Annotated in this window: 17 protein-coding genes; 6 read left to right on the top strand and 11 right to left on the bottom strand. The window is 69.8% G+C overall.

What is annotated here, in order from left to right:
• Window positions 1-22 precede the first annotated feature (22 nt).
• On the bottom strand, window positions 23-1,498 hold the full coding sequence (locus ACSZL9_RS10190) for a DUF222 domain-containing protein (RefSeq protein ID WP_446665382.1): 1,476 nt from the start codon (window positions 1,496-1,498) through the stop codon (window positions 23-25).
• A 249-nt stretch (window positions 1,499-1,747) separates the two neighbouring features.
• On the opposite strand from ACSZL9_RS10190, the gene ACSZL9_RS10185 reads away from it, so the two are divergent.
• Window positions 1,748-2,182 carry a protein-tyrosine phosphatase family protein gene (locus ACSZL9_RS10185; RefSeq protein WP_446665381.1) on the top strand — a complete coding sequence of 145 codons (435 nt, stop codon included), beginning with the start codon at window positions 1,748-1,750 and terminating at the stop codon, window positions 2,180-2,182.
• Here the strand turns inward: ACSZL9_RS10185 and ACSZL9_RS10180 are convergent.
• The gene (locus tag ACSZL9_RS10180) at window positions 2,157-3,077 is read right to left on the bottom strand and encodes a DUF808 domain-containing protein (RefSeq protein WP_446665380.1); all 921 of its coding nucleotides are present in this window, start codon (window positions 3,075-3,077) and stop codon (window positions 2,157-2,159) included. The genes ACSZL9_RS10185 and ACSZL9_RS10180 overlap by 26 nt on opposite strands.
• 79 nt (window positions 3,078-3,156) lie before the next feature.
• Complete coding sequence (locus ACSZL9_RS10175) at window positions 3,157-4,539, bottom strand: mycothione reductase (protein WP_446665379.1); 1,383 nt, start codon at window positions 4,537-4,539, stop codon at window positions 3,157-3,159.
• A 209-nt stretch (window positions 4,540-4,748) separates the two neighbouring features.
• Between ACSZL9_RS10175 and ACSZL9_RS10170 the strand changes: the two genes are divergently transcribed.
• Window positions 4,749-5,987, top strand: coding sequence for an MFS transporter (locus tag ACSZL9_RS10170; protein WP_446665378.1), 1,239 nt, complete (start codon window positions 4,749-4,751; stop codon window positions 5,985-5,987).
• Here the strand turns inward: ACSZL9_RS10170 and ACSZL9_RS10165 are convergent.
• From ACSZL9_RS10165 to ACSZL9_RS10150, 4 genes are read right to left on the bottom strand one after another with little or no spacing between them, the layout of a single operon-like run.
• Complete coding sequence (locus ACSZL9_RS10165) at window positions 5,981-7,162, bottom strand: SIS domain-containing protein (protein ID WP_446665377.1); 1,182 nt, start codon at window positions 7,160-7,162, stop codon at window positions 5,981-5,983. The two genes, ACSZL9_RS10170 and ACSZL9_RS10165, sit on opposite strands and share 7 nt — an antisense overlap.
• A 12-nt stretch (window positions 7,163-7,174) precedes the next feature.
• On the bottom strand, window positions 7,175-7,447 hold the full coding sequence (locus ACSZL9_RS10160) for a Trm112 family protein (protein WP_446665376.1): 273 nt from the start codon (window positions 7,445-7,447) through the stop codon (window positions 7,175-7,177).
• Window positions 7,444-8,886 carry a phosphomannomutase/phosphoglucomutase gene (locus ACSZL9_RS10155; RefSeq protein WP_446665375.1) on the bottom strand — a complete coding sequence of 481 codons (1,443 nt, stop codon included), beginning with the start codon at window positions 8,884-8,886 and terminating at the stop codon, window positions 7,444-7,446. The genes ACSZL9_RS10160 and ACSZL9_RS10155 overlap by 4 nt, the downstream gene beginning before the upstream one ends.
• 11 nt (window positions 8,887-8,897) lie before the next feature.
• Window positions 8,898-9,296: a DUF3499 domain-containing protein gene (locus ACSZL9_RS10150; protein ID WP_446665374.1), complete on the bottom strand. Its 399-nt coding sequence runs from the start codon at window positions 9,294-9,296 to the stop codon at window positions 8,898-8,900.
• Window positions 9,297-9,421: 125 nt separating this feature from the next.
• Here ACSZL9_RS10150 and ACSZL9_RS10145 point away from each other — a divergent pair, with 125 nt between their 5' ends.
• Window positions 9,422-9,808 carry a metallopeptidase family protein gene (locus ACSZL9_RS10145; RefSeq protein WP_446665373.1) on the top strand — a complete coding sequence of 129 codons (387 nt, stop codon included), beginning with the start codon at window positions 9,422-9,424 and terminating at the stop codon, window positions 9,806-9,808.
• Window positions 9,808-10,650: an SDR family oxidoreductase gene (locus ACSZL9_RS10140; RefSeq protein WP_446665372.1), complete on the top strand. Its 843-nt coding sequence runs from the start codon at window positions 9,808-9,810 to the stop codon at window positions 10,648-10,650. Before ACSZL9_RS10145 ends, ACSZL9_RS10140 begins: the two co-directional genes overlap by 1 nt.
• A gap of 21 nt (window positions 10,651-10,671) precedes the next feature.
• Here the strand turns inward: ACSZL9_RS10140 and ACSZL9_RS10135 are convergent, their stop codons facing one another.
• Genes ACSZL9_RS10135 through ACSZL9_RS10125 form a run of 3 tightly spaced genes read right to left on the bottom strand, consistent with a single transcriptional unit; the run spans window position 10,672 to window position 15,654 of the window.
• Window positions 10,672-12,096 carry a DUF5719 family protein gene (locus tag ACSZL9_RS10135; protein WP_446665371.1) on the bottom strand — a complete coding sequence of 475 codons (1,425 nt, stop codon included), beginning with the start codon at window positions 12,094-12,096 and terminating at the stop codon, window positions 10,672-10,674.
• A gap of 19 nt (window positions 12,097-12,115) precedes the next feature.
• Window positions 12,116-15,316, bottom strand: a complete 3,201-nt coding sequence (locus ACSZL9_RS10130; protein WP_446665370.1) for a glycosyltransferase — start codon at window positions 15,314-15,316, stop codon at window positions 12,116-12,118.
• 56 nt (window positions 15,317-15,372) lie between these two features.
• Entirely contained in the window at window positions 15,373-15,654 is a 282-nt protein-coding gene (locus ACSZL9_RS10125; protein WP_446665369.1) for a WhiB family transcriptional regulator, read from the bottom strand.
• A gap of 148 nt (window positions 15,655-15,802) precedes the next feature.
• Between ACSZL9_RS10125 and cofD the strand changes: the two genes are divergently transcribed.
• Window positions 15,803-16,774 carry a 2-phospho-L-lactate transferase gene (cofD, locus tag ACSZL9_RS10120; protein ID WP_446665368.1) on the top strand — a complete coding sequence of 324 codons (972 nt, stop codon included), beginning with the start codon at window positions 15,803-15,805 and terminating at the stop codon, window positions 16,772-16,774.
• Between the two features lie 8 nt (window positions 16,775-16,782).
• Complete coding sequence (locus ACSZL9_RS10115; RefSeq protein WP_446665367.1) at window positions 16,783-17,832, top strand: coenzyme F420-0:L-glutamate ligase; 1,050 nt, start codon at window positions 16,783-16,785, stop codon at window positions 17,830-17,832.
• A gap of 6 nt (window positions 17,833-17,838) precedes the next feature.
• Here the strand turns inward: ACSZL9_RS10115 and ACSZL9_RS10110 are convergent, their stop codons facing one another.
• Window positions 17,839-18,558 carry a TetR/AcrR family transcriptional regulator gene (locus ACSZL9_RS10110; protein WP_446665366.1) on the bottom strand — a complete coding sequence of 240 codons (720 nt, stop codon included), beginning with the start codon at window positions 18,556-18,558 and terminating at the stop codon, window positions 17,839-17,841.
• Between the last annotated feature and the right edge of the window lie 28 nt (window positions 18,559-18,586).

Below are 18,586 nucleotides of genomic sequence, written 5' to 3'. Positions count from 1 at the left end.
ATCACTTGTCAGTCGCTCACCGTCAGTCGCCGTCGGGATCGACTGCCGCGCGACCCTCATCGTCCCCCGCGGGTCCTTCGGGTGGATCGGACAGCGCGACGGCGTGCTGCCAGGTGAGGTCGATCAGGGTGCGTTCGACGTGTGACCTGGTCGGCGGTGGCAACCCCGGCGGAGCGGGTGGGTGACTCGTCGCGACCAGCCCGGCAGTCTCGGTGCGGGTCTCGGCAGCGGTGCCGGTGACGTGGAAGTCGGGGTGCTCCTCCACGTAATTGCACCGAGCGCACAACCCTTGCCCATTGCGCTCACTGGTGGGACCGCCGGCCGCGTGGGGCCGGATGTGATCGGTATGCCGCACCGGCGCCGAACACCACGGCGTGCGACAGGTGTCGTCCCGGACACGGATCAACCAGGCCAACAACCCCGGATATCGCCGGGCACGTGACTCCATCCCGACCAGGTCCCCGGTGCCCGGTTGGGTGAACAACCGACGGACCAACGGCCCCGTCGGGTCGCCGGCGGTGAACCACTCCCGCACCAGATCGGCCGGCACCGGACCGTATCCGGGCACGTGTCCCGGTGTGTCACCGACCAGTGTGTCCCACGGCATCAGCAGATCCACTCGGACATCCACACCGCCAGTGGCCGGCGCCCGTCCGGTCAGGCGCTGCACCAGCGCGTCGGCCATCGCCCGGCCCCGCGAGCCGGTCGCATCACGCCGGGTCCCAGCGGGCCGCGCAGCTCCTGCAGCTTCTGTCGGGTCGTCTTCTGTCGGTTCGCCGTGGCCTGCGGCTTCCTGCTTGAGCGCCTCATCGGCGGCAGCGTCGAGTGCTGAATGGCAGGCCAGCGCATCCTTGACCGGCAATAACGCCGACAGATAGGCCATGCAGTCCGGCGCCGGGCGGACACTGACTCGTCGCTGGGCCTCGGCAGCCTTGCGACGCGCCCGGACGACGTCCGGGGCAATCTGCTGCACGTGGCGGCGAGCGGAGGTCACGATGCGCTGCCCGGACACCCTGCCCAGGTCGTCGCCGACCCACGCATCCACCGCCGCGCGATCCGACCGGGACAGCCCTGCCGTCTCGGTGACCAATCGGGTGACGTCGTGCTCACTGACCACTCCGGCCGCCAACGCGGCCAGGGTGCGGGGCATGTCCTCGGTCAGGGCGTGCGCGACCTGCAGGAATCGCGATCCCTGCCGCGGGGTGCACCGACGCGCCAGCCCGAGCTGGGAACCGACCAGCCGGGTGGTGTCCGCGTCGCTGATAGACCGGGGGACGTCGCGCCCGGACTGGGTGTCGTGGACGGTCACGGCCAGGTGCGCTTGTCGGGCGCTGATCGCGTTGCGCAACTCTTCCAACGCACGCAGCTCTTCCACCGGGTCGCTGCCGGGTGCGATCGCCTCGTCGAGGCGATCGTGGAACGCGCGCACCGTGGACGCATTCATGCCCACGACGGCATCGCCATCATGCGCTCCCGCGTCACACGAGTTATCGTTCATGTGTTCGATAGTGTCACGAATATGCTTGATTTGCAAGGGTTTTCGAAGATGAAAGTTATCCACACCCCCCGGCTGGGCGGCGATTCATCCACAGGTCGCCGGGTGGGGATGTGGACACTCCCGGTGGCCTCGACAGGCTCAGCCAACGCGGGACAAGCTCGGCCAGCAGCGCGCGTCCGTGACCTCGACAGGCTCGGCCAACGAGCGAGCAACCTCGGCCGCCCGGCGCCGGCGGCATACAGTGAAAGCGTGACCGGCTGGCAACCCGACGACGAGCGGATCCTGCGACTGCCGTCCGGACGCTTGATCCGGGGGCGAGGCCTGAGCGCGCACCCCGATCTCACACCCGATCCCGACTTCGGGGTTTACCTCCTGGCCGACCCCGTGCACGGCGTGCCATGGGACCACACGTGGATCGAATGGACCGACTTCGGCCTCCCCGTCGAGCCGGCCGCCGCCAGTGAGGCGCTTCGCACCGCCTGGCGACGTGCAGCCGACGAGCGGGTGGAGATCGCCTGCCTCGGCGGGCTCGGGCGCACCGGCACCGCGCTGGCCTGCCTCGCCGTGTTCGACGGACTGCCGGCCGATGCCGCTATCGCCCTGGTGCGGGCAAACTACGACGCCCGGGCGATCGAGACACCCGAGCAGGAGGCCTACGTCAGCTCTTTCGCCGACTCTGTATGACGTGCAGCAGCGCCACCAGGATGCCGCCGACGATCGCGCCCAGCACGGCCGAGAAGAACGTGTTCACAACCCAACCCAGCGTCGCGCCAAGTGCACCGGTGGCGTCGTGGACCGCGTGCTCCAGGTGATGCACCAAGCTGTATGGCGCGTGCCAGCCCAGCTCGTCGAAACCGTTCAGCAGGATGTGCCCGCCGACCCACAGCATTGCGACGATGCCGACTGTCGACAGCACCGACATGAGCTTCGGCATCGCGACGACCATGCCGCGGCCGATCCGCTCCCGCGCGCCCGTCGCCCCCTCGGCGAGCGCGAGTCCGATGTCGTCCATCTTCACGATCAGCGCCACGACGCCATACACCAGCGCGGTGATCAGGAACGCCACCACGATCAGGATCACTGCACGGGACACGAACGGCTCGTGATCGACCTCGTTGAGCGCGATGACCATGATCTCCGCGGACAGGATCAGATCGGTCCGGATCGCACCGGACACCACCTTCTTCTCGTCCTTCGGACCGGCATCAGCATCCTCGTGGTGGCCGGTCAGCGCTTCCCAGATCTTCTCCGCGCCCTCGAACGACAGGTAGGCCCCGCCGACCATCAGGATCGGGGTCAGCGCCCACTCGGCGAACTGACTGAGGACCAGCGCGACCGGCAGGATGATCAGCAGCTTGTTGCGCATCGAGCCGATCGCGATCTTCTTGATGATCGGCAGCTCGCGCTTGGCCGACAAGCCCTCGACATACCGCGGGGTGACCGCTGTGTCGTCGACGACGACACCCACCGCTTTCGCACTGGCGCGACCGGTCGCCGCGCCGATGTCGTCCAGTGACGCTGCCGAGAGCTTTGCCAGTGCTGCGACGTCGTCGAGCAGCGCTACCAGTCCACCTGCCATGCGCGAAGTCTATGCAGCGAACACCCAGGAGCCGCCACGCCGCGCGGTATCGAAACGCTCCCCCGCTTCGCTCCGCTGTTCAACCCACTTCGTCGTCGAACTCGAGCCCGAGCAGCGCGTTCTCGATGACCTCGGCGAGCGCCGGGTGGATCCAGTACTGCCCACGCGCCACCTCCGGAGCGGTCTGCCCGAAGCTCATCGCCTGGATGATCGGCTGGATCAGCGAGCTGGCCATCGGCCCCATCACGTGCGCACCGACGATCAATTTCGTATGGCGGTCGGCGACCACCTTGAAGATGCTGGTCGTGTCCTCCATCGCCCAGCCGTATGCCGTGTCGCCATACGACTGCACCTTGACCGTGACGTCGATGCCGGCTTCGCGCGCGGCGGCCTCCGTCATACCGACCGAGGCGATCTGCGGGTGGGTGAACACCGCGGACGGGACGAAGCGGTGGTCGAACTCCTGCAGGTCGTCGGGATGTGCAAGGTTGTGCGCGACGATGCGCGCCTCGTGATTGGCGACGTGTTTCAGCTGGTATGCCGAGCTCGCGTCACCGAGCGACCACACACCTTCGACGTTGGTCCGGCCGCACTCGTCCACCTTCACTCGACCGTCGGAATGCGTTGCGACACCGGCATTTTCGAGGCCAAGGTGCTTGGTGTTGGGCTCTCTGCCGGTGGCCACCAGGAGCAACTCGCCGCCGACAAGTTCACCGTTGTCCAGCTCCAGCACCACCTCGCCGTCGGACGACTTCGCGCCGACGACTTCGGTGTTGAGGTGCACGTCCCACCGCTGCTCCGCCAGCTCGGTGAAGGCCTTGCTGATCGTCTCGTCCTCCTTGCGCAGCAGCCTCGCACCGTGCTTGACGATGCGCACGTCCACGCCGAGCGCGCTGAACACGTGGGCGAATTCGGACGCGATGAAGCCGCCGCCGAGAATCACCATGGATGAAGGGAGTTCGTCGATCCGCATGATCGTGTCACTGGTGTGGAACGGCACGCCCGACTGCGTGATCGTGTCGGGCACCACCGAGTGCGCGCCGGTCGCGATCACGATCTGGTCGGCGGTGACCTGCTCGACCGAATCGCCTACCCGCACACGCAATTCGCGCGGGCCAACGAACTCCGCGTGCCCTTCGTAGGCAGTGGTGTTGGGGCCGTTCTCGCGGTATTCGCGGCCGCCTGCCTCGATCGGGTCGATGCGTCCGAAAACGCGGTCCCGTATGTCGCGCCACCGCACCCCGTCCAGCGTGGCGTCGACTCCATAGCGGGCGGAGTCGCGGATCGTGTCAGCCACCTCGGCTGCATACACGAACATCTTGGTCGGGATGCATCCGACGTTGAGGCACGTGCCCCCGAAGAGGCCCTCCTCAATCACTGCGACCCGCTTGTCGTCGAAGTCGGGTGTCACCAGAGAGTTGCCGGAGCCGGTGCCGATGATGGCCAGGTCGAAATGCGTCACGCAGCAAGCGTATGCCGCCCGAGTTGCCTGGTCTCGGAGCACCCGGCCTCGGTGCACCGGTCTCGATACACCTCCTCCGCTTCGCTCCCCCACCAAGATGGTTGAGCTTGTCGAAACCAACCCGGGACCTCGACAAGCTCGGCCACCTCGAGGTATCACATTTCAAGACCAGTGTTCACACTGCGGACTGGTGCGAGCAGGCTGAACCCATGACGGAGGGGATGCACTGGCGGCGCAATCTCTTTGTCTGTGTGGGCGGTTCGTTCACGACGATCGTCGCGATGACGATGCTCATCCCCTACCTGCCGGTCTACGTCGAGCAGCTCGGGGTCCACGATCGGGACTCGGTGCTGCGCTGGTCGGGAATCGCCTACAGCGCAACCTTCTTCACCGCGGCACTCACGGCACCCTTGTGGGGCGCACTCGGTGACCGCTTCGGTCGCAAGGCGATGCTGATCCGCGCCAGCCTCGGGATGTCGATCGTGATGTCCTGCATCGGCCTGGCGCAGAACGTCTGGCAGCTGGTCGGGTTGCGGCTGCTCACCGGGCTGCTCGGCGGATATGCCTCCGGCTCGATCATCCTGGTCGCCGCGCAGACACCGAAGCAGCGCAGCGCCTGGGCGCTCGGCATACTCTCCGGCGGTGTCATGGCGGGCAACATCGTCGGCCCGCTCTTCGGCGGGTTCGCGCCGGAGCTGGTCGGAGTCCGCACGACGTTCTTCGTCGCAGGCGGGCTGATCTTCCTGGCTTTCCTCGCAACGACCTTCCTCCTGCACGAGGATCGGAAACCGTTGCAGCACAACGACATCGAGCGTCGTGGAACCTGGCGGCAGTTGCCACAGCCCGGCGTGGTGATGATGCTGTTGATCACGTCCAGCCTGCTGCTCTTCGCAACGATGTCCGTCGAGCCGATCATCACGGTCTTCGTCCACGAGCTGACCGGCAGCGATCACCCCTCCGTCGGCGCGGGCATCATCATGGCGCTCGGGGCTGCCGGCAGCATCGCGTCGGCCCCTCGGTTGGGACGCCTGGCGGACAGCGCGGGTCACCTGAAGGTGGTCGTCGGCTGCCTGGCCGCGGCCGGCGTGCTGTTGCTCGCCCAGTCCGCCGCACCGAACGTCGTCGTGCTCGCGGTCCTACGGCTGCTGATGGGCGCCGCGCTCGGCGGCCTGCTGCCCGCGATCACCGCGGCGATCCGGCACCGGGTGCCGGATCAGATCGTCGGTCGGGTGCTCGGGCTGTCGGTGTCCGCGCAGTATGTCGGTCAGGTCACCGGGCCGCTGATGGGCGGGTATGTCGGGGCGCATCTCGGCATCCGGCAGGTGTTCGTGATCACTGCGATCGTGCTGGCGGTCGTTGCGCTCGCCGACCTGCTGCTGGTGCGACGCTCGCCGAGCACGGACGAGCCGGCCACGAACGAGCCGTCCTCCAACTCGCGGACCTACTGATCGGAGGTTCGGTCCCGCAGGTCCGCGACATGCGGTGACACTGCCGGGTCGACACTCAGGCCGAGTGCGAGATAGGTCGCGGCGAAGTCGGTCAACGACATCAGCTCCGCGAGGCGAGTGATCGAATGTCCGCTCTGCGCAACGGATTCGATGACCTTCGCACCGGCCCCGCGGGCGGTCCCGAGGACGGCTTCGGTGAGTGATTCGGCGGCATCACTGTCCGGTGTGGGCGGCCGGACCGGTGCGTCCCGCAGCACCATCAGCCCGAGCTTCGGCTGGGCCGGCGCGTCCAGGAAGGGGTCGGCGAAGATGTCCGCCTGACGTCCGGTGTTCGCACCGGCACCGCCGCCCGCGGTGTAGGGCCCGTCGAAGCACGCCACGATCTGCGAAGCGGCATCCGGCAACTCCCCCCAGGTCGCCGGGATGCGCGCGGTCTGCGCCAGCATCGCGGCCGCCCGCCGCGCGGCGACACCGGTCAGGGCGCCGTCGCCGAGCACGACCGGCACGGTCTCGGCCAGCTGCACCGCGATGAGTTTGGCCGGGTTGACGAACGACTCCGAGGACGGCCGGCAGGCGTCGGCCTGCTCGTCCAGCCTGGTTGCCACCTCGGGCAGGACGGCCTGCGGCACGTCGACGAGGCCGAGGACGTCGCCGGCCATCAGCACCGGTGTCAGCAGCGACCACAACGACGTACGCGACGATGTGCGCCCGCGGCCGACACCGATGTGCACGCCACGCGCACGATGGCTGATCTCGGCCAGCAGGGAGTCGTCGGCACCGACGGTCAGCAGCGCAGCGCCACGCCGCGCCGCCTCTCGAGCAACGGCGACCGGGCCCTCCGCGCGCCCGGAGAGCGACACCGCGATGACCAGGTCCAGCGGGCCGACCCACCCCGGCAGCGGCAGGTTGCGACGCACCGTGACCGGCACCGGTGAGGACGGCTCGGCGAGCATCTCCAGCACATCGGCGACGACTGCGCTGCCGCCGAGTGCCGCGACAACCACCGACCGTGGGCGTTCGCCATAGGCGACCCTGTCGATCCCGCCCTCGGTGGACAGCGTCACCGCCTCGCGGACCTGCGCTCCGGCAGTGGCGAGCGCACGCAGCGTCTCGCGCGAGTCCCGACGAGCCAACTCGTCGGGGTCGTCGAGTCCGGTCTCATCGATGTAAGGCATCGCAGGCCTGAATCAGACTGTGAACACTCGGGACTCGTCGGCAAGCAACACAGGGACGCCGTCGTCGATGCGATATCCGCGTCGCTGTCCAGGCTCACCGCAGTCTGCCGAGCACTGCAGCTCGGGCGCACCGTCCGGGCCGGTGCCGTCGACCAACTCGTGCAGGCCGACCGGGCACCGCAGGATCTCCCGCAGCCACGGATCCAAGGAACCCCCCGAAGTCTCTCCCCCGCTTCGCTCCTCCGAATACTTCGCGGGGACCCCGTCCCCTGAACGGCTATTCATTGAGCCTCTCCTTCATGGATTTGCGACCGGCTTTCACGAATCTGCTGCAGGGCGCTGTCCCGCACGCTCTCCATCGTCGCACGGTCGGCGGCCTCGACGTTCAGTCGCAGCAACGGCTCGGTGTTGCTGCCCCGCACGTTCAGCCACCACATCGGCTCGCCGTCGTGGGTGATCGTCAGCCCGTCCAAGGTGTCCTCGGACACCTCACCCTGTGTCGCGGCCCAGGCGCTCACCCGCGCGGTCGCCGCAGCCGGGTCGGTCACCCTGGAGTTGATCTCACCGGAGGCGACATACCTGCTGTATGCCGCAGCCAGCTCGGACAGCGGCCGGTCCTGCTCACCGAGCGCGGCCAGCACGTGCATCGCGGCGAGCATCCCCGTGTCGGCGAACCAGAAGTCGCGGAAGTAGTAATGGGCGGAGTGCTCGCCACCGAAAATGGCCTGGTGCGAGGCCATTTCGGCCTTGATGAAGGAGTGACCGACGCGCGTGCGCACCGGCTCACCGCCCTGCTCGACGATGATCTCGGCGACCGCGCGCGACGAGATCAGGTTGTGCACGACCTTCGAGCCGGCACCGGCCTTGGCGATCTCGCGGGTTGCCACGAGGGCGGTCACGGCCGACGGGCTGACCGGCTCACCCCGCTCGTCGATCACGAAGCAGCGGTCGGCGTCACCGTCGAAGGCCAGGCCTGCGTCGGCACCGTGCTCAACGACCGCGCACTGCAGGTCGCGCAGGTTGGCCGGCTCCAGCGGGTTGGCCTCGTGGTTGGGGAACGTCCCGTCCAGCTCGAAGTAGAGCGGCACGACCTCGACGGGCAGCTCGGAGAGCCCGACTGCCGTGCCGAGCACGGCGGGCACGGTGTGGCCGCCCATGCCATTGCCGGCATCAACCACCACCTTCAGCGGCCGGGATGCAGACAAGTCGACCAGCCCGCGCAGGAACGCCGCGTAGTCAGGGAGCAGGTCGCGCTTGGTGACCGTGCCGGGGGTCGCAGCGGTGGACCGCGTCGACGGGTCGTCCAGCCATCCCTGTGCGAGTTGCGTGATCTCACCCAGACCGGTGTCCCGACTGACCGGGCGTGCCGCGGAGCGGCACAGCTTGATGCCGTTGTACTGCGCGGGGTTGTGGCTCGCGGTGAACATCGCACCGGGCAGGTCGAGTGCGCCGCTGGCGTAGTAGAGACCGTCGGTCGAGCACAGCCCGATCTGCACCACGTCCAGGCCCGCGGCGGCGACCCCGCGCGCGAAGGCGTCGGCAAGCGCCGGGGAGCTGGGGCGCATGTCGTGTCCGACGACAACGGCGCCGGCTCCCTCGGGGGCTGCGACGACCTGGGCGAAAGCCGCCCCGATCGCCGCGGCGACGTCTTCGTTCAGCTCGTCGGGCACCAGCCCACGAACGTCATACGCTTTGCAGAAATCGGCGAGGCGGGGCGCGGTCACAATCGGTGAGCCTACCGGGACGAGTCCATGCCCGTATCCATGCCGGCGTCGACACCGGAGTCCATCCCCGGCAGCACCGTCAGCACCGGCCGCCCGCCCTTGGTCGGCGGCTCCTCCGGCGGAGCCGGCGGGGCAGCAGCAGCGCGCACCGCGTCGGCGAGCGCCAGCAGGTCGTCCGGGGTCGGCTCCGGCTCGGTCAGGTCGATGGCCAGCCGCACGACGTCCCACCCGCGAGGTGCGGTCATCCGCGTGGTGTGGTCGGCGCACAGGTCGTAGGTGTGCGGCTCGGCATACGTCGCGAGCGGACCGAGGACGACGGTCTGATCGGCGTGCACGTAGGTCAGAGTCGCGACCGCCGTTGCCTTGCAGGCGGTGCGAGAACACAGGCGCTTCACTCTCGGACCAGTCACGATCCTCGACTCTAGGACACCGGGGATGCGGTTGGCCCTCCGGCACGCCGCGACCAGACCGGATCGATGCCGTGCCGCCAGCCGGGCCTCCCGGCGAATCCCGTTGTGCTGACTACAGTCAGGGTATGACCACCGATCGACACGGCCGCGGCTTCCGTGGTCCGCTCGCCTGGCCGCGGGTGCCGGCAATGCGCAGCCGGTCGACACAGTTCGACGAGCTGGTGCTGGACGGCGTCGAGAGCCTCGAACGCCGCCTGAAGCGAAGCCTGGACGGCATCGAGTTCGCGGTCGAGGACGTCCCGTCGACCGACCCGCCGCCGTGGGAGTCCGACCTCGCGCTGGGCCGCGCCTACCCGGAGCAACGCGGTCGGGCCGCCCGGGTGGTGCTGTTCCGCCGACCGATCGAGTCGCGCGCCGCCGAGGACGCCGAGTTGACCGAGCTGGTGTGGGAGGTGCTGGCCGAGCAGGTCGCACACGTCATCGGCATACATCCCGACGATCTGGAGGACTGATGTCTCGGGCCACCGACCCACCACCGCTCATCCCCGGGTTGCCGGGCATCACCCGCCCGCCGGTGTTGGTCACCGGCGGGACCGGCACGATCGGCTCGCAGGTGGTGCAGGAGTTGCTCCGATCCGGTGTGCCCGCAAGGGTTCTCACCCGTATGCCGGGACATGCCCACACCGCCGCATCGGAAGCTGCCCAGGAGATCGAGGGCGACCTGGTGACCGGCGCCGGGCTGGCCGAGGCCGTCGACGGTGTGCAGGCCGTCGTCCATTGCGCCAGCAATCCCACGCAGACCCAGGACGTCGACATCGACGGCACCGGCCGGTTGTGCGCGGCGATGGCCGAGAACAGCCCGGACGCGCGGCTGATCCACGTGTCGATCGTCGGCTGCTGGGACAACCCGATGCCCTACTACCGCGCGAAGGCCGCGGCCGAGACCGTGGTGACCGACTCGGGCCGCCACCAGATCATCGTCCGTGCGACCCAGGTGCACGAGCTGGTGCACAAGCTGGCCGGGTCACAGTTCGCCGGATTCGGGGTCGGCGTCCGCGGGCTGCGCTTCGCGCCGATCGAATCGTCTTGGCTGGCAAAGCAATTGGTCGATCACGCGCTGGACGAGCAGCTGGCCGCAGCGACTGCGGAGTATGCCGGGCCGGAGATCCTGACCGCACGCGAGCTCGCAGTGCTGACCGCACATGTCGAGGGCCGGCGAGCACCTCGGGTGGTGCGGCTGCCTGCGGTCGGCGGGATGCTGCGCCGCTTCGCCGAGGGGTCCAATCTCCCGGGCCCGCACGCAGTGCGCGGTGGCGCGACCTACGCACAATGGCTGTCCGACCGGCAGGCCTGAAACCGACGAGCGGGACGGTGCTCAGTGCCGGGCGGGCACCAGGCGTTCGGCGGACTGGGTCAGCGGCGTCTCGTGCAGCGGCACCGTCGCCAACAGGCCGGCCTTGTCGCGACTGCCGCGCAGGGTGAGCGCGGCATGAATCTTGTTGCCCTTGGCCGGTTTGACCCACACAGCGGTGGCGCTCTTGACATCGGTCACGACCGGACCGTCCGCGGGCACCGCGACCGTGCGAGTGTGAGCGCCCGACGCGGTCACCGTGACGATCTCGACACGGGCCGGCTCGGCCGCGGTCAGCATCAGCGACGCCGAGCCGTCGGGTATGCCGCCCGGCACCGGGACCCCTGCCGCGCCGGCCGCGGCCGGGACCGCGGGTGACCAGGTCAGGTCGGTCGTGCCGCTGTCGCCCGAGCGACTCATCGCAGCGGCGGCGACCGGGACGTCACCGGTGACCTGCACGTTGTAGTCGCCGGGCTTGAGGCCCGACAGGGTGACGGCCTCGCTGCTGCCCGCAGGCACGGTCTGCACCTTGTCGAACTCGACAGCACCCTTGGTGTCGACGGCCCGGACCCGCACGATGGCGTCGTCCTTGCCGGGCACCGCGACCCGCACCTGCGGTGCCGCGTCGGTCGCCGAAACACCTGGCACATCAAGGCTTTTGGCGGGCGTGACGGGAGCGCTCGTGGTGTCCTCGCCCGCCGGAGTCTCGCCGTTCATCCACGCATCGGTCAGCGACGCGGACACCCCCGCACCCGTCGCCGTCACATGGACCGCCGCTGCTGAGAGCGGGGAGCTGAAGTCACCGAGTGTGATGACCTTGCGCTCGTCGGGTGCGAGCACGGTGCCCTCGACGGTCACGTCGGGGTCGGGACCGTCTGTGCCGACCACGGTCGCGTCGACGGTGGTCGGTGTGGCACCGGTGTTGACCAGGGTGAGGCGGGCGACCCGGCCGTCGTCGTGGCCGCCGCCGAAGAACCAGCCGTCCTGGACCGGAGCGGCGCAGCCGCTGACGTTGAGTCCGCGCGCGGTGCTGCGGGTGTCCAGCTGTGTCTGGGTGGCGACCAGTCCGCTGGCGAGCGCTCCCTTGCCGTCGACAGAGGCGGCGGCGTCGGCCGGCAGGTCGGCATGTGTCGCCGATCCGCGTCGCAGGTCCATCGGTGTGGAGTCGTCGGTCGTGAGCGCGACGGACCCGGATGCCCCCGCAGCGCCGGGTAGCCAGGCGGCCGGCGCGGACGCCACCTGCACGCTGCCCTTGGTCGCGCCGCCGGTGCAGGAGAGCGAAAGGTCGTGCAATGCGCTCGAAGTCGTGTCGACCGCAACCTTGTGGACGTCGGCGGGGCGGGTCGCGTCGGCGGTGTCGGTGACCTGGGTTGCGCCCCAGACAAGACCGGCTCCGGCGAGCACCGCGACGACGCCGCGGGCGGGTCCGAGCAGTTGTGCCGCGCGCATCAGGGCTTCCTCCGGTGCGTCACAGGGTTCTCCGGGAGCGTCGGTTGCCGAAGGGGATCGCCAGAAAGACCAGCAGCGCGGCCAGCGCACCCTGCCCCAGCGCGACCTTGGGGTGCTGGACACCGGGGTCGATCACCAGTCGGCCGCCTGTCGCCGGCAGCGGGTAACTGAGCCGGTCACCGGTCACGACCGGTTTGATCGAGTGTCCGTTGACACTGACCGTGCCGTGCTGGCTCCAGCCGGTGCCCTCGGCCAGCACCAGCTCTCGGCCGGCCGGCCCGGCGGGCAGCCGGGTGTGTGAGCGTCCGTGGGCGACCGTCGACGGGATCGCGTCGATCGGTTGGGAGTTGTGCTCGACCCAGACCCGGCTGCTGGCGACCACGGTGGAGCCGTCGGCGTCGGTGGCGGGGTCGACCCGCCATACGGCGCCTCCTGCAGCACCGGAGATCTGCGAGAGTCCGGCGACCGCGTGCAGGGTGTCGGAGATCGACGCGTGCTCGCCCGGCCCGTCGACGATCACGAAACCGACTGCCAATGCACGTAGTTGGGCTGCAGCGTCGGCGGCCTGGTCGGACTGCAGCAGCGTGGCCACGGTGGTCGCCGTGCGGTCGCCGCCACTCGGCGCGGGCTCGCGCAGCCCGGTGGCGGGCACGCCGGTCTCGCGGCCGGTGAGCTGATAGGTGATCGTGCCGGAGTCGGCGACGGTCAGCCGGAGCAGCCGCACGGCGCTGGGGCCGGTCAGCTGGCTGGACACCACACTCGGCGGACCGACGGGTGCGGGGTGCAGACTCTCGGTCGGCTGCGCCTGCCAGGCGACCAGCCCGGCGACGGCGGCGAAGATCAGGCACGACGCGGCCGTCACGCCGCCCGCGATGCGCCGGACGAGTTGCGGTGCCCGCGCGGAGCGCTCGGCCAACAGTCCGCGCAGCCCGACCAGGCCGGCGCCGATCAGCGCTGCCGCGAAGACGTCGACGCCGAGACCTGCCCAGGGTGTGCGGACACCGTCGGACCACTGCACCAGGTGCACGTGGGAGGCCGTGAGCGCGGCCGCCAGCCCGAGCAGGCCGACCAGCGCCAACGCGGTCGAGGCCTTCCCGAAGCCGGACCGCACGAGTCCGGCGACACCGAGCAACAGCAACGGGGCACTGGCCCAGATCGCATAGGACCCCGGGCCGCCCGGGTGCAGCAACAGCAGGTGCCACGGCGGGGTCGAGTGCAGGGTGTCCAGCCCGCCGGGGCCGGCCAGCACCGCACGCCAGTCGGTGAAGAGGTCACGGGTCCACCAGCCCAGCAGCGCCCAGGGCAGCACTGCGACGACCAGGGCACGCAGCCGCGCCCACCCGGGACCGATCACCACGACGGCGAGCGCGATCACCGAGATTGCGCCGAGCAACGGCGGAGCGAACGCCCCCACAACGGCCGCGGCCAGCACGGTCCCGCAGGTGACCGGAGTGCTCGCGCGACGCCGGGCGATCTCGAAGACCCCGGCGAAGGCGAAGGGGAAGACGATGTGTGCCACGACAGGCCCGAGTCGCCCCGCAGCGACGGCGGTGGTCAGCGTGGGCAGAGTCGCCCAGGCGAGGGCGGCGGCAGCGCGGGGCCAGCGTGCGTGGGTCGCGGCGCGGCCGGCGCGGTAGGCAACCAGACCGGACAGCGGCATCGCCAGGACCAGCACCCAGGTGACGACCGCCGACGCCGACGAGGCGTCGTGCACACCTGGGATCTGCTGGGCGATCCACGCCAGCGGCGCCAGCAGCACGAGGTATGGCGTCGCGACGCCTGCCTGGCCCAGGCCCGGGCCGGTCCAGGCGTCGCGCCACATGCGCCATACGCCCGAAGCGTCGGTGGCGAAGGGTTGCAGGGCACCGCCGGTCAGGCCGTTGCCGGTGCCCCGGATCGCTCCGCCGGTGATCAGATCACGCCAGCAGACCGCGGCCGCCGCGAGCAGGACGAGCACGACCCACAGGCCGGGGTTGCGCAGCACGCCGGTGCGGCCGGCCACAGGTGCGGGTGCGGGCATGGACTCGGCGTCGTCGGCCACCGGGCCGGTCTCGACCGGCTCCGTGAGCGGTATGTCGCGGCGGGTCGGCTCCGGGGTCAGCGCGTCACCGATCGTGGCCGTGGCGTGCTCGATGGCTCCGCGCCACGGGACGAACAGCCCGCGCAGGTTGCGGCGCCGGGTGGATGCGCGGCCGACGAAGCGCCACCGGGCGCCGAGGATGCGCACGACGCCGAGCGGCGCGGTGGCCTGGGCGAATTCGGCCAGCGAGCGGCGCGGGCGCTTCAGCAGCAGCATCGTCAGGCCGAGCAGGGTGCAGCTCAGCAACACCCACAACGCCATGAAGGGCAGGCCGAGCAGCGTGCAGCGCGCGAGCGCGACCTGCCGATGTCGCCGGAGGGTGCGCGGACTGCGTGGTGCGGGTCGGTCGACGTCGCTGTCCTTGCCGACGAGGTCCTGGTGGGCGCGCGCGGTGGGGACGACGATGACCTGGCGGCCGATCAGGTGGGCGCGCCAGGAGACGTCCAGGCCGTCGCCGTCACCGTCGAAGGCGGGGTCGAACCCGCCGAGACCGAGGTAGACGTCGCGCCGGATCAGCATCCCGGCGCTGCTGACACCGAGGACGTCCCTGCGGTCGTCGTGCTGGCCCTGGTCCGGCTCGCCCTGCATCCGCGAGCCGACGTGCCGGCCGGTGCGGGTCAGGTCGATGCCGACGTTGACCAGCCGGGTGGGGTTGTCACTGTCGAGCACCTTGCAGCCGGCGATGCCGATGCGGTCGCTGCCGGAGACCACGGCCACCAGCTGCGCGAGCGCGTCGGGGTCGGGGGCGCTGTCCTCGTGCAACAGCCACAGCCACTCGTCACGGTCGCGGGGCCGGACCGGGCGCTTGCGCGCGCGGCGGCGGGGGCGGAGGGCGACGACGGCGTCCTCGCCGGGGTCGGGCAGCGCGGTGACCGCGGTGTCGACGATCTCGGCGAAGGGGGTGCCTGGTGGCACCGTGACCACCGAAACGGCCCAGTCGGCGTCACTGACGGCGGGTTGATCGGCGAGTATGCCGGGCAGATCGCGCCCCGGAGTCGCGTCGATGACGATCAGGCGGTCCGGCAGGCGCTCGGAGGCGAGGAGGGACTGCAGCGTCTCGGCGAGACGTGGGTGATCACTGTGCTGGACGACCAACAACGCCGTGACGGCGAGATCGACGGCATCATCGTCGGTCGCCAAGAACCCGGCACTGGTCAGCTCGGCTGCGTGCCGGGTGGGCCGGGCTTGTGTCGTGGTCAGACTGCCCGCTTCTTCAGCTTGCGACGCTCACGCTCGGACAAACCACCCCAGATGCCGAAGCGTTCGTCGTGCGCGAGGGCGTATTCGAGGCACTCGGACTTGACGTCGCACCCGATGCAGACCTTCTTGGCCTCACGGGTGGAGCCGCCCTTTTCGGGAAAGAACGCCTCCGGGTCGGTTTGTGCGCACAGCGCACGCTCCTGCCACGACAGCGCCGTTTCTTCTTCTTCCTGCTCGAGCCCCTCGTGCAAGAGGGTCAATATCGTGAACTCCTGCACGGCTCCTCCTCGTTGTCGGTAACGACCTGACAGGGCTAATTACACGCGTGTCATTCCAATACGTCAAGCCCGGATTCTGCTAACTACGGTTCGCAGTCCCCGCCCGCGCCAACGTTTTTCGACGATCGGGACGTGCGACGATGTGTCGATGCGCATCACTGCTCTTGCCGGAGGTGTCGGCGGAGCCCGATTCCTGCGCGGCCTGCTCCACCACCTGTCCGGTCGCACCGACGGATCACACTCGCTGACGGTCATCGGCAACACCGGCGACGACATCTCGCTCTTCGGCCTGCGTGTGTGCCCCGATCTCGACACGTTGCTCTACACCCTCGGCGGGGGTGTGCACGAGGCTCAGGGCTGGGGCCGGGCCGACGAGTCCTTCGTGGTGCAGGGCGAGCTGGCGGCATACGGCGCACAACCGCAGTGGTTCGGCCTCGGCGATCGCGACTTCGGCACGCACATCGCCCGCAGCCAGTGGCTGGCGCAGGGTATGTCGCTCAGCGCCGTCGTCGAGCGCCTGGCGCAGCGCTGGGAGTTGCCGCAGCAGGGCGTCACGCTGCTACCGATGACCGACACACCCGTCGAGACGCACGTCGTGGTCGAGGGCGAGGACGGCGCGGAGAGCGCGATCCACTTCCAGCAGTGGTGGGTGCAGCACCAAGCCGCTTTGCCTGCAAAGCGATTCGTCGTCGCCGGGCTCAACCAGGCCGCGGCCGCGCCGGGCGTGCTGGACGCCATCCGCACCGCCGATCTCGTACTGCTGCCGCCCAGCAATCCGGTGGTCTCCATCGGCATCATCCTGTCGGTGCCGGGCGTGCGCGACGCCATGCGCGGCACCACCGCACCGGTCATCGGGGTGAGCCCGCTGGTCGGCGGAGCACCGGTGCGCGGCCATGCCGACGCCTGCCTGTCCGCGATCGGGGTGCCGGTCACTCCCGACGGCGTCGCCGGCCTGTATTCCGACTTCCTCGACGGCTGGCTCGTCGACAAGGCTGACGAGGCGTCGATGAGCGGCACGAAGCTCGCGATCCGTGCCGTCCCGCTGCTCATGACCGACATCGAGGCCGCAGCCGAAATGGCCTCGGAAGCAATCGAACTCGGCCTTTCGCTACGCAAGTGAACGCAGGGATGCCCACCACGCCCGAGCAGGTGACGATCCGGCCGATCGGGTTCGACGCCGAGGTCACTCCGGCACTCGACCTGCCGGCGTTGCTGGCCGATCTCGTGGGCGACCGACTCGCCGCCGGCGACATCCTCGTCGTCACCAGCAAGGTCGTGTCCAAGTGGCTCGGGCTCTATGCCCCGAGCGATGTCGAGCGCGCCGATCTCGTGCTGCAACAGTCACATTCGGTCGTTGCCGAGCGCTCGACCGAGACCGGCATCACCCGGGTCGTCCACTCCACCGCCGGTCCGGTGATGGCCGGCGCCGGCATCGACGCGTCCAACTCCGACGACGACAGGCTGCTGCTCCTGCCACAGGACGCCGACGACGTGGCGCGCCGGCTGCGTCATACGATCGCCGAAAAGATCTGCCGTCCAATGGATTTCGCAGTCGTGCTGTCGGATACCTCCGGGCGGGCATGGCGGGCCGGCCTCACGGACTTCGCCCTCGGCAGCGCCGGACTGTCCCCCGTCGACGACCTGCGCGGACTGCCCGACACAGCAGGCCGCGACCTGGCGGTGACGATCCGCAACATCGCCGACGAGGTCGCGGCCGCAGCCGATCTGGTGAAGGGCAAGATCGCCCGCGTCCCGGTCGCGCTGCTGTCCGGGCTCGGCGCATTCGTCACCGTCGATGACGGTCCTGGCGTCAGCGACCTGGTGCGCACCGGACCGACGGATTGGTTCGGCCTGGGCCGGGCGGAGTCCGTCCGCAACGCGCTCGGCGTCGCTCCGGGCAGCCCGGAGGCAACCGCCGTCGGCATCGAGTCGGTGGCGCCCGAGCCGCTGTCGGAGCGCGTCGCCCGAGCCACCCGCGTGGCACTTGGGGCCGGGGACCCCGTCGATGTCCGTGATCACGGATCCCATGACGGGACAACGACTCTCGACCTCCGGGCGACCGACCCGGTGGCCCTCGGACGGGTCTGGGCACGCCTCGAGGTCGCCCTCGCGGGTGAGCGCCTCACGAGCGAGGCGACGCGCGACAAGGACGGCATCACCGTCACCGTGCACGCCTGACCGACGTCAGTACCGACGCCGCGACACCAGCCTGTCGATGCCGTCGAGGACCAGACCGAGGCCGAACTCGAAGTCCTGCTCGCTCGGGAAGCCTCCGCTGCCGTCATCGTCGTCGAACGCTCCGGCCGCGAGCGCCGTTGACACCGCTGGGAATTCATCAGTATCGATCACGGAGGCAAGGTCGCGCGCCCACCCGGTGCCGTCGCCATACTGCCGCGCCTGGGTGACCATGCTGCGCACATAGCCGTCGACGACGAGCAACGCCGATGCCGCTTGCTCCGGGTCCAGTCCGGTGGTCCCGATCGCCTGCATGCCACTGTCCATCCACGCGACACTGCGAGGTCCGGTCGGTGGGCCGTCCAGGACGATGTCGAGCACCCAAGGATGCGCAGTCAGCTGCGCGAACTCCTCGCGTGCCCACTCACCCACCTGGCGACGCCAGCCGCTGCGCTTGGACCGAGCGGGCGGCTTCCCGAGCGCCGCATCACCGGCGACCGCGAGCAGATCGCGACGGGAGTCGACATACCGATAGAGCGCCATCGTCGTCAGCTCCAGCCGGCCGGCCACCGCAGCCATCGTGACGGCCTCCAGCCCTTCGCCATCGGCGATACCCATTGCGGCTGAAGCGATCTCGTGCACTGTCACCGTCGGCTTCGGTCCACGTCGGGGCTTGCTGTCAGCACCCCACAGCGCCCGTATGCCGCGACTCAGGCCACCTTCGTCCACCGCGTCTCCTCAGCTCTCGCACCATCAA

The sequence above is a fragment of the Flexivirga sp. B27 genome (assembly GCF_052905685.1).
The sequence above is the reverse complement of the archived record's forward strand: the minus strand, read 5'-3'. Positions and strand labels throughout refer to the sequence as shown.

Bases quoted from the DNA above. Each gene is read 5' to 3' on its own strand.
- ACSZL9_RS10115 (WP_446665367.1), top strand. From the start codon at position 16,783: ATGCCCACCACGCCCGAGCAGGTGACGATCCGGCCGATCGGGTTCGAC.
- ACSZL9_RS10190 (WP_446665382.1), bottom strand. From the start codon at position 1,498: ATGAACGATAACTCGTGTGACGCGGGAGCGCATGATGGCGATGCCGTC.
- ACSZL9_RS10140 (WP_446665372.1), top strand. From the start codon at position 9,808: ATGTCTCGGGCCACCGACCCACCACCGCTCATCCCCGGGTTGCCGGGC.
- ACSZL9_RS10165 (WP_446665377.1), bottom strand. From the start codon at position 7,162: ATGCCTTACATCGATGAGACCGGACTCGACGACCCCGACGAGTTGGCT.
- cofD (WP_446665368.1), top strand. From the start codon at position 15,803: ATGCGCATCACTGCTCTTGCCGGAGGTGTCGGCGGAGCCCGATTCCTG.
- ACSZL9_RS10170 (WP_446665378.1), top strand. From the start codon at position 4,749: ATGACGGAGGGGATGCACTGGCGGCGCAATCTCTTTGTCTGTGTGGGC.
- ACSZL9_RS10160 (WP_446665376.1), bottom strand. From the start codon at position 7,447: ATGAATAGCCGTTCAGGGGACGGGGTCCCCGCGAAGTATTCGGAGGAG.
- ACSZL9_RS10180 (WP_446665380.1), bottom strand. From the start codon at position 3,077: ATGGCAGGTGGACTGGTAGCGCTGCTCGACGACGTCGCAGCACTGGCA.
- ACSZL9_RS10135 (WP_446665371.1), bottom strand. From the start codon at position 12,096: ATGCGCGCGGCACAACTGCTCGGACCCGCCCGCGGCGTCGTCGCGGTG.
- ACSZL9_RS10145 (WP_446665373.1), top strand. From the start codon at position 9,422: ATGACCACCGATCGACACGGCCGCGGCTTCCGTGGTCCGCTCGCCTGG.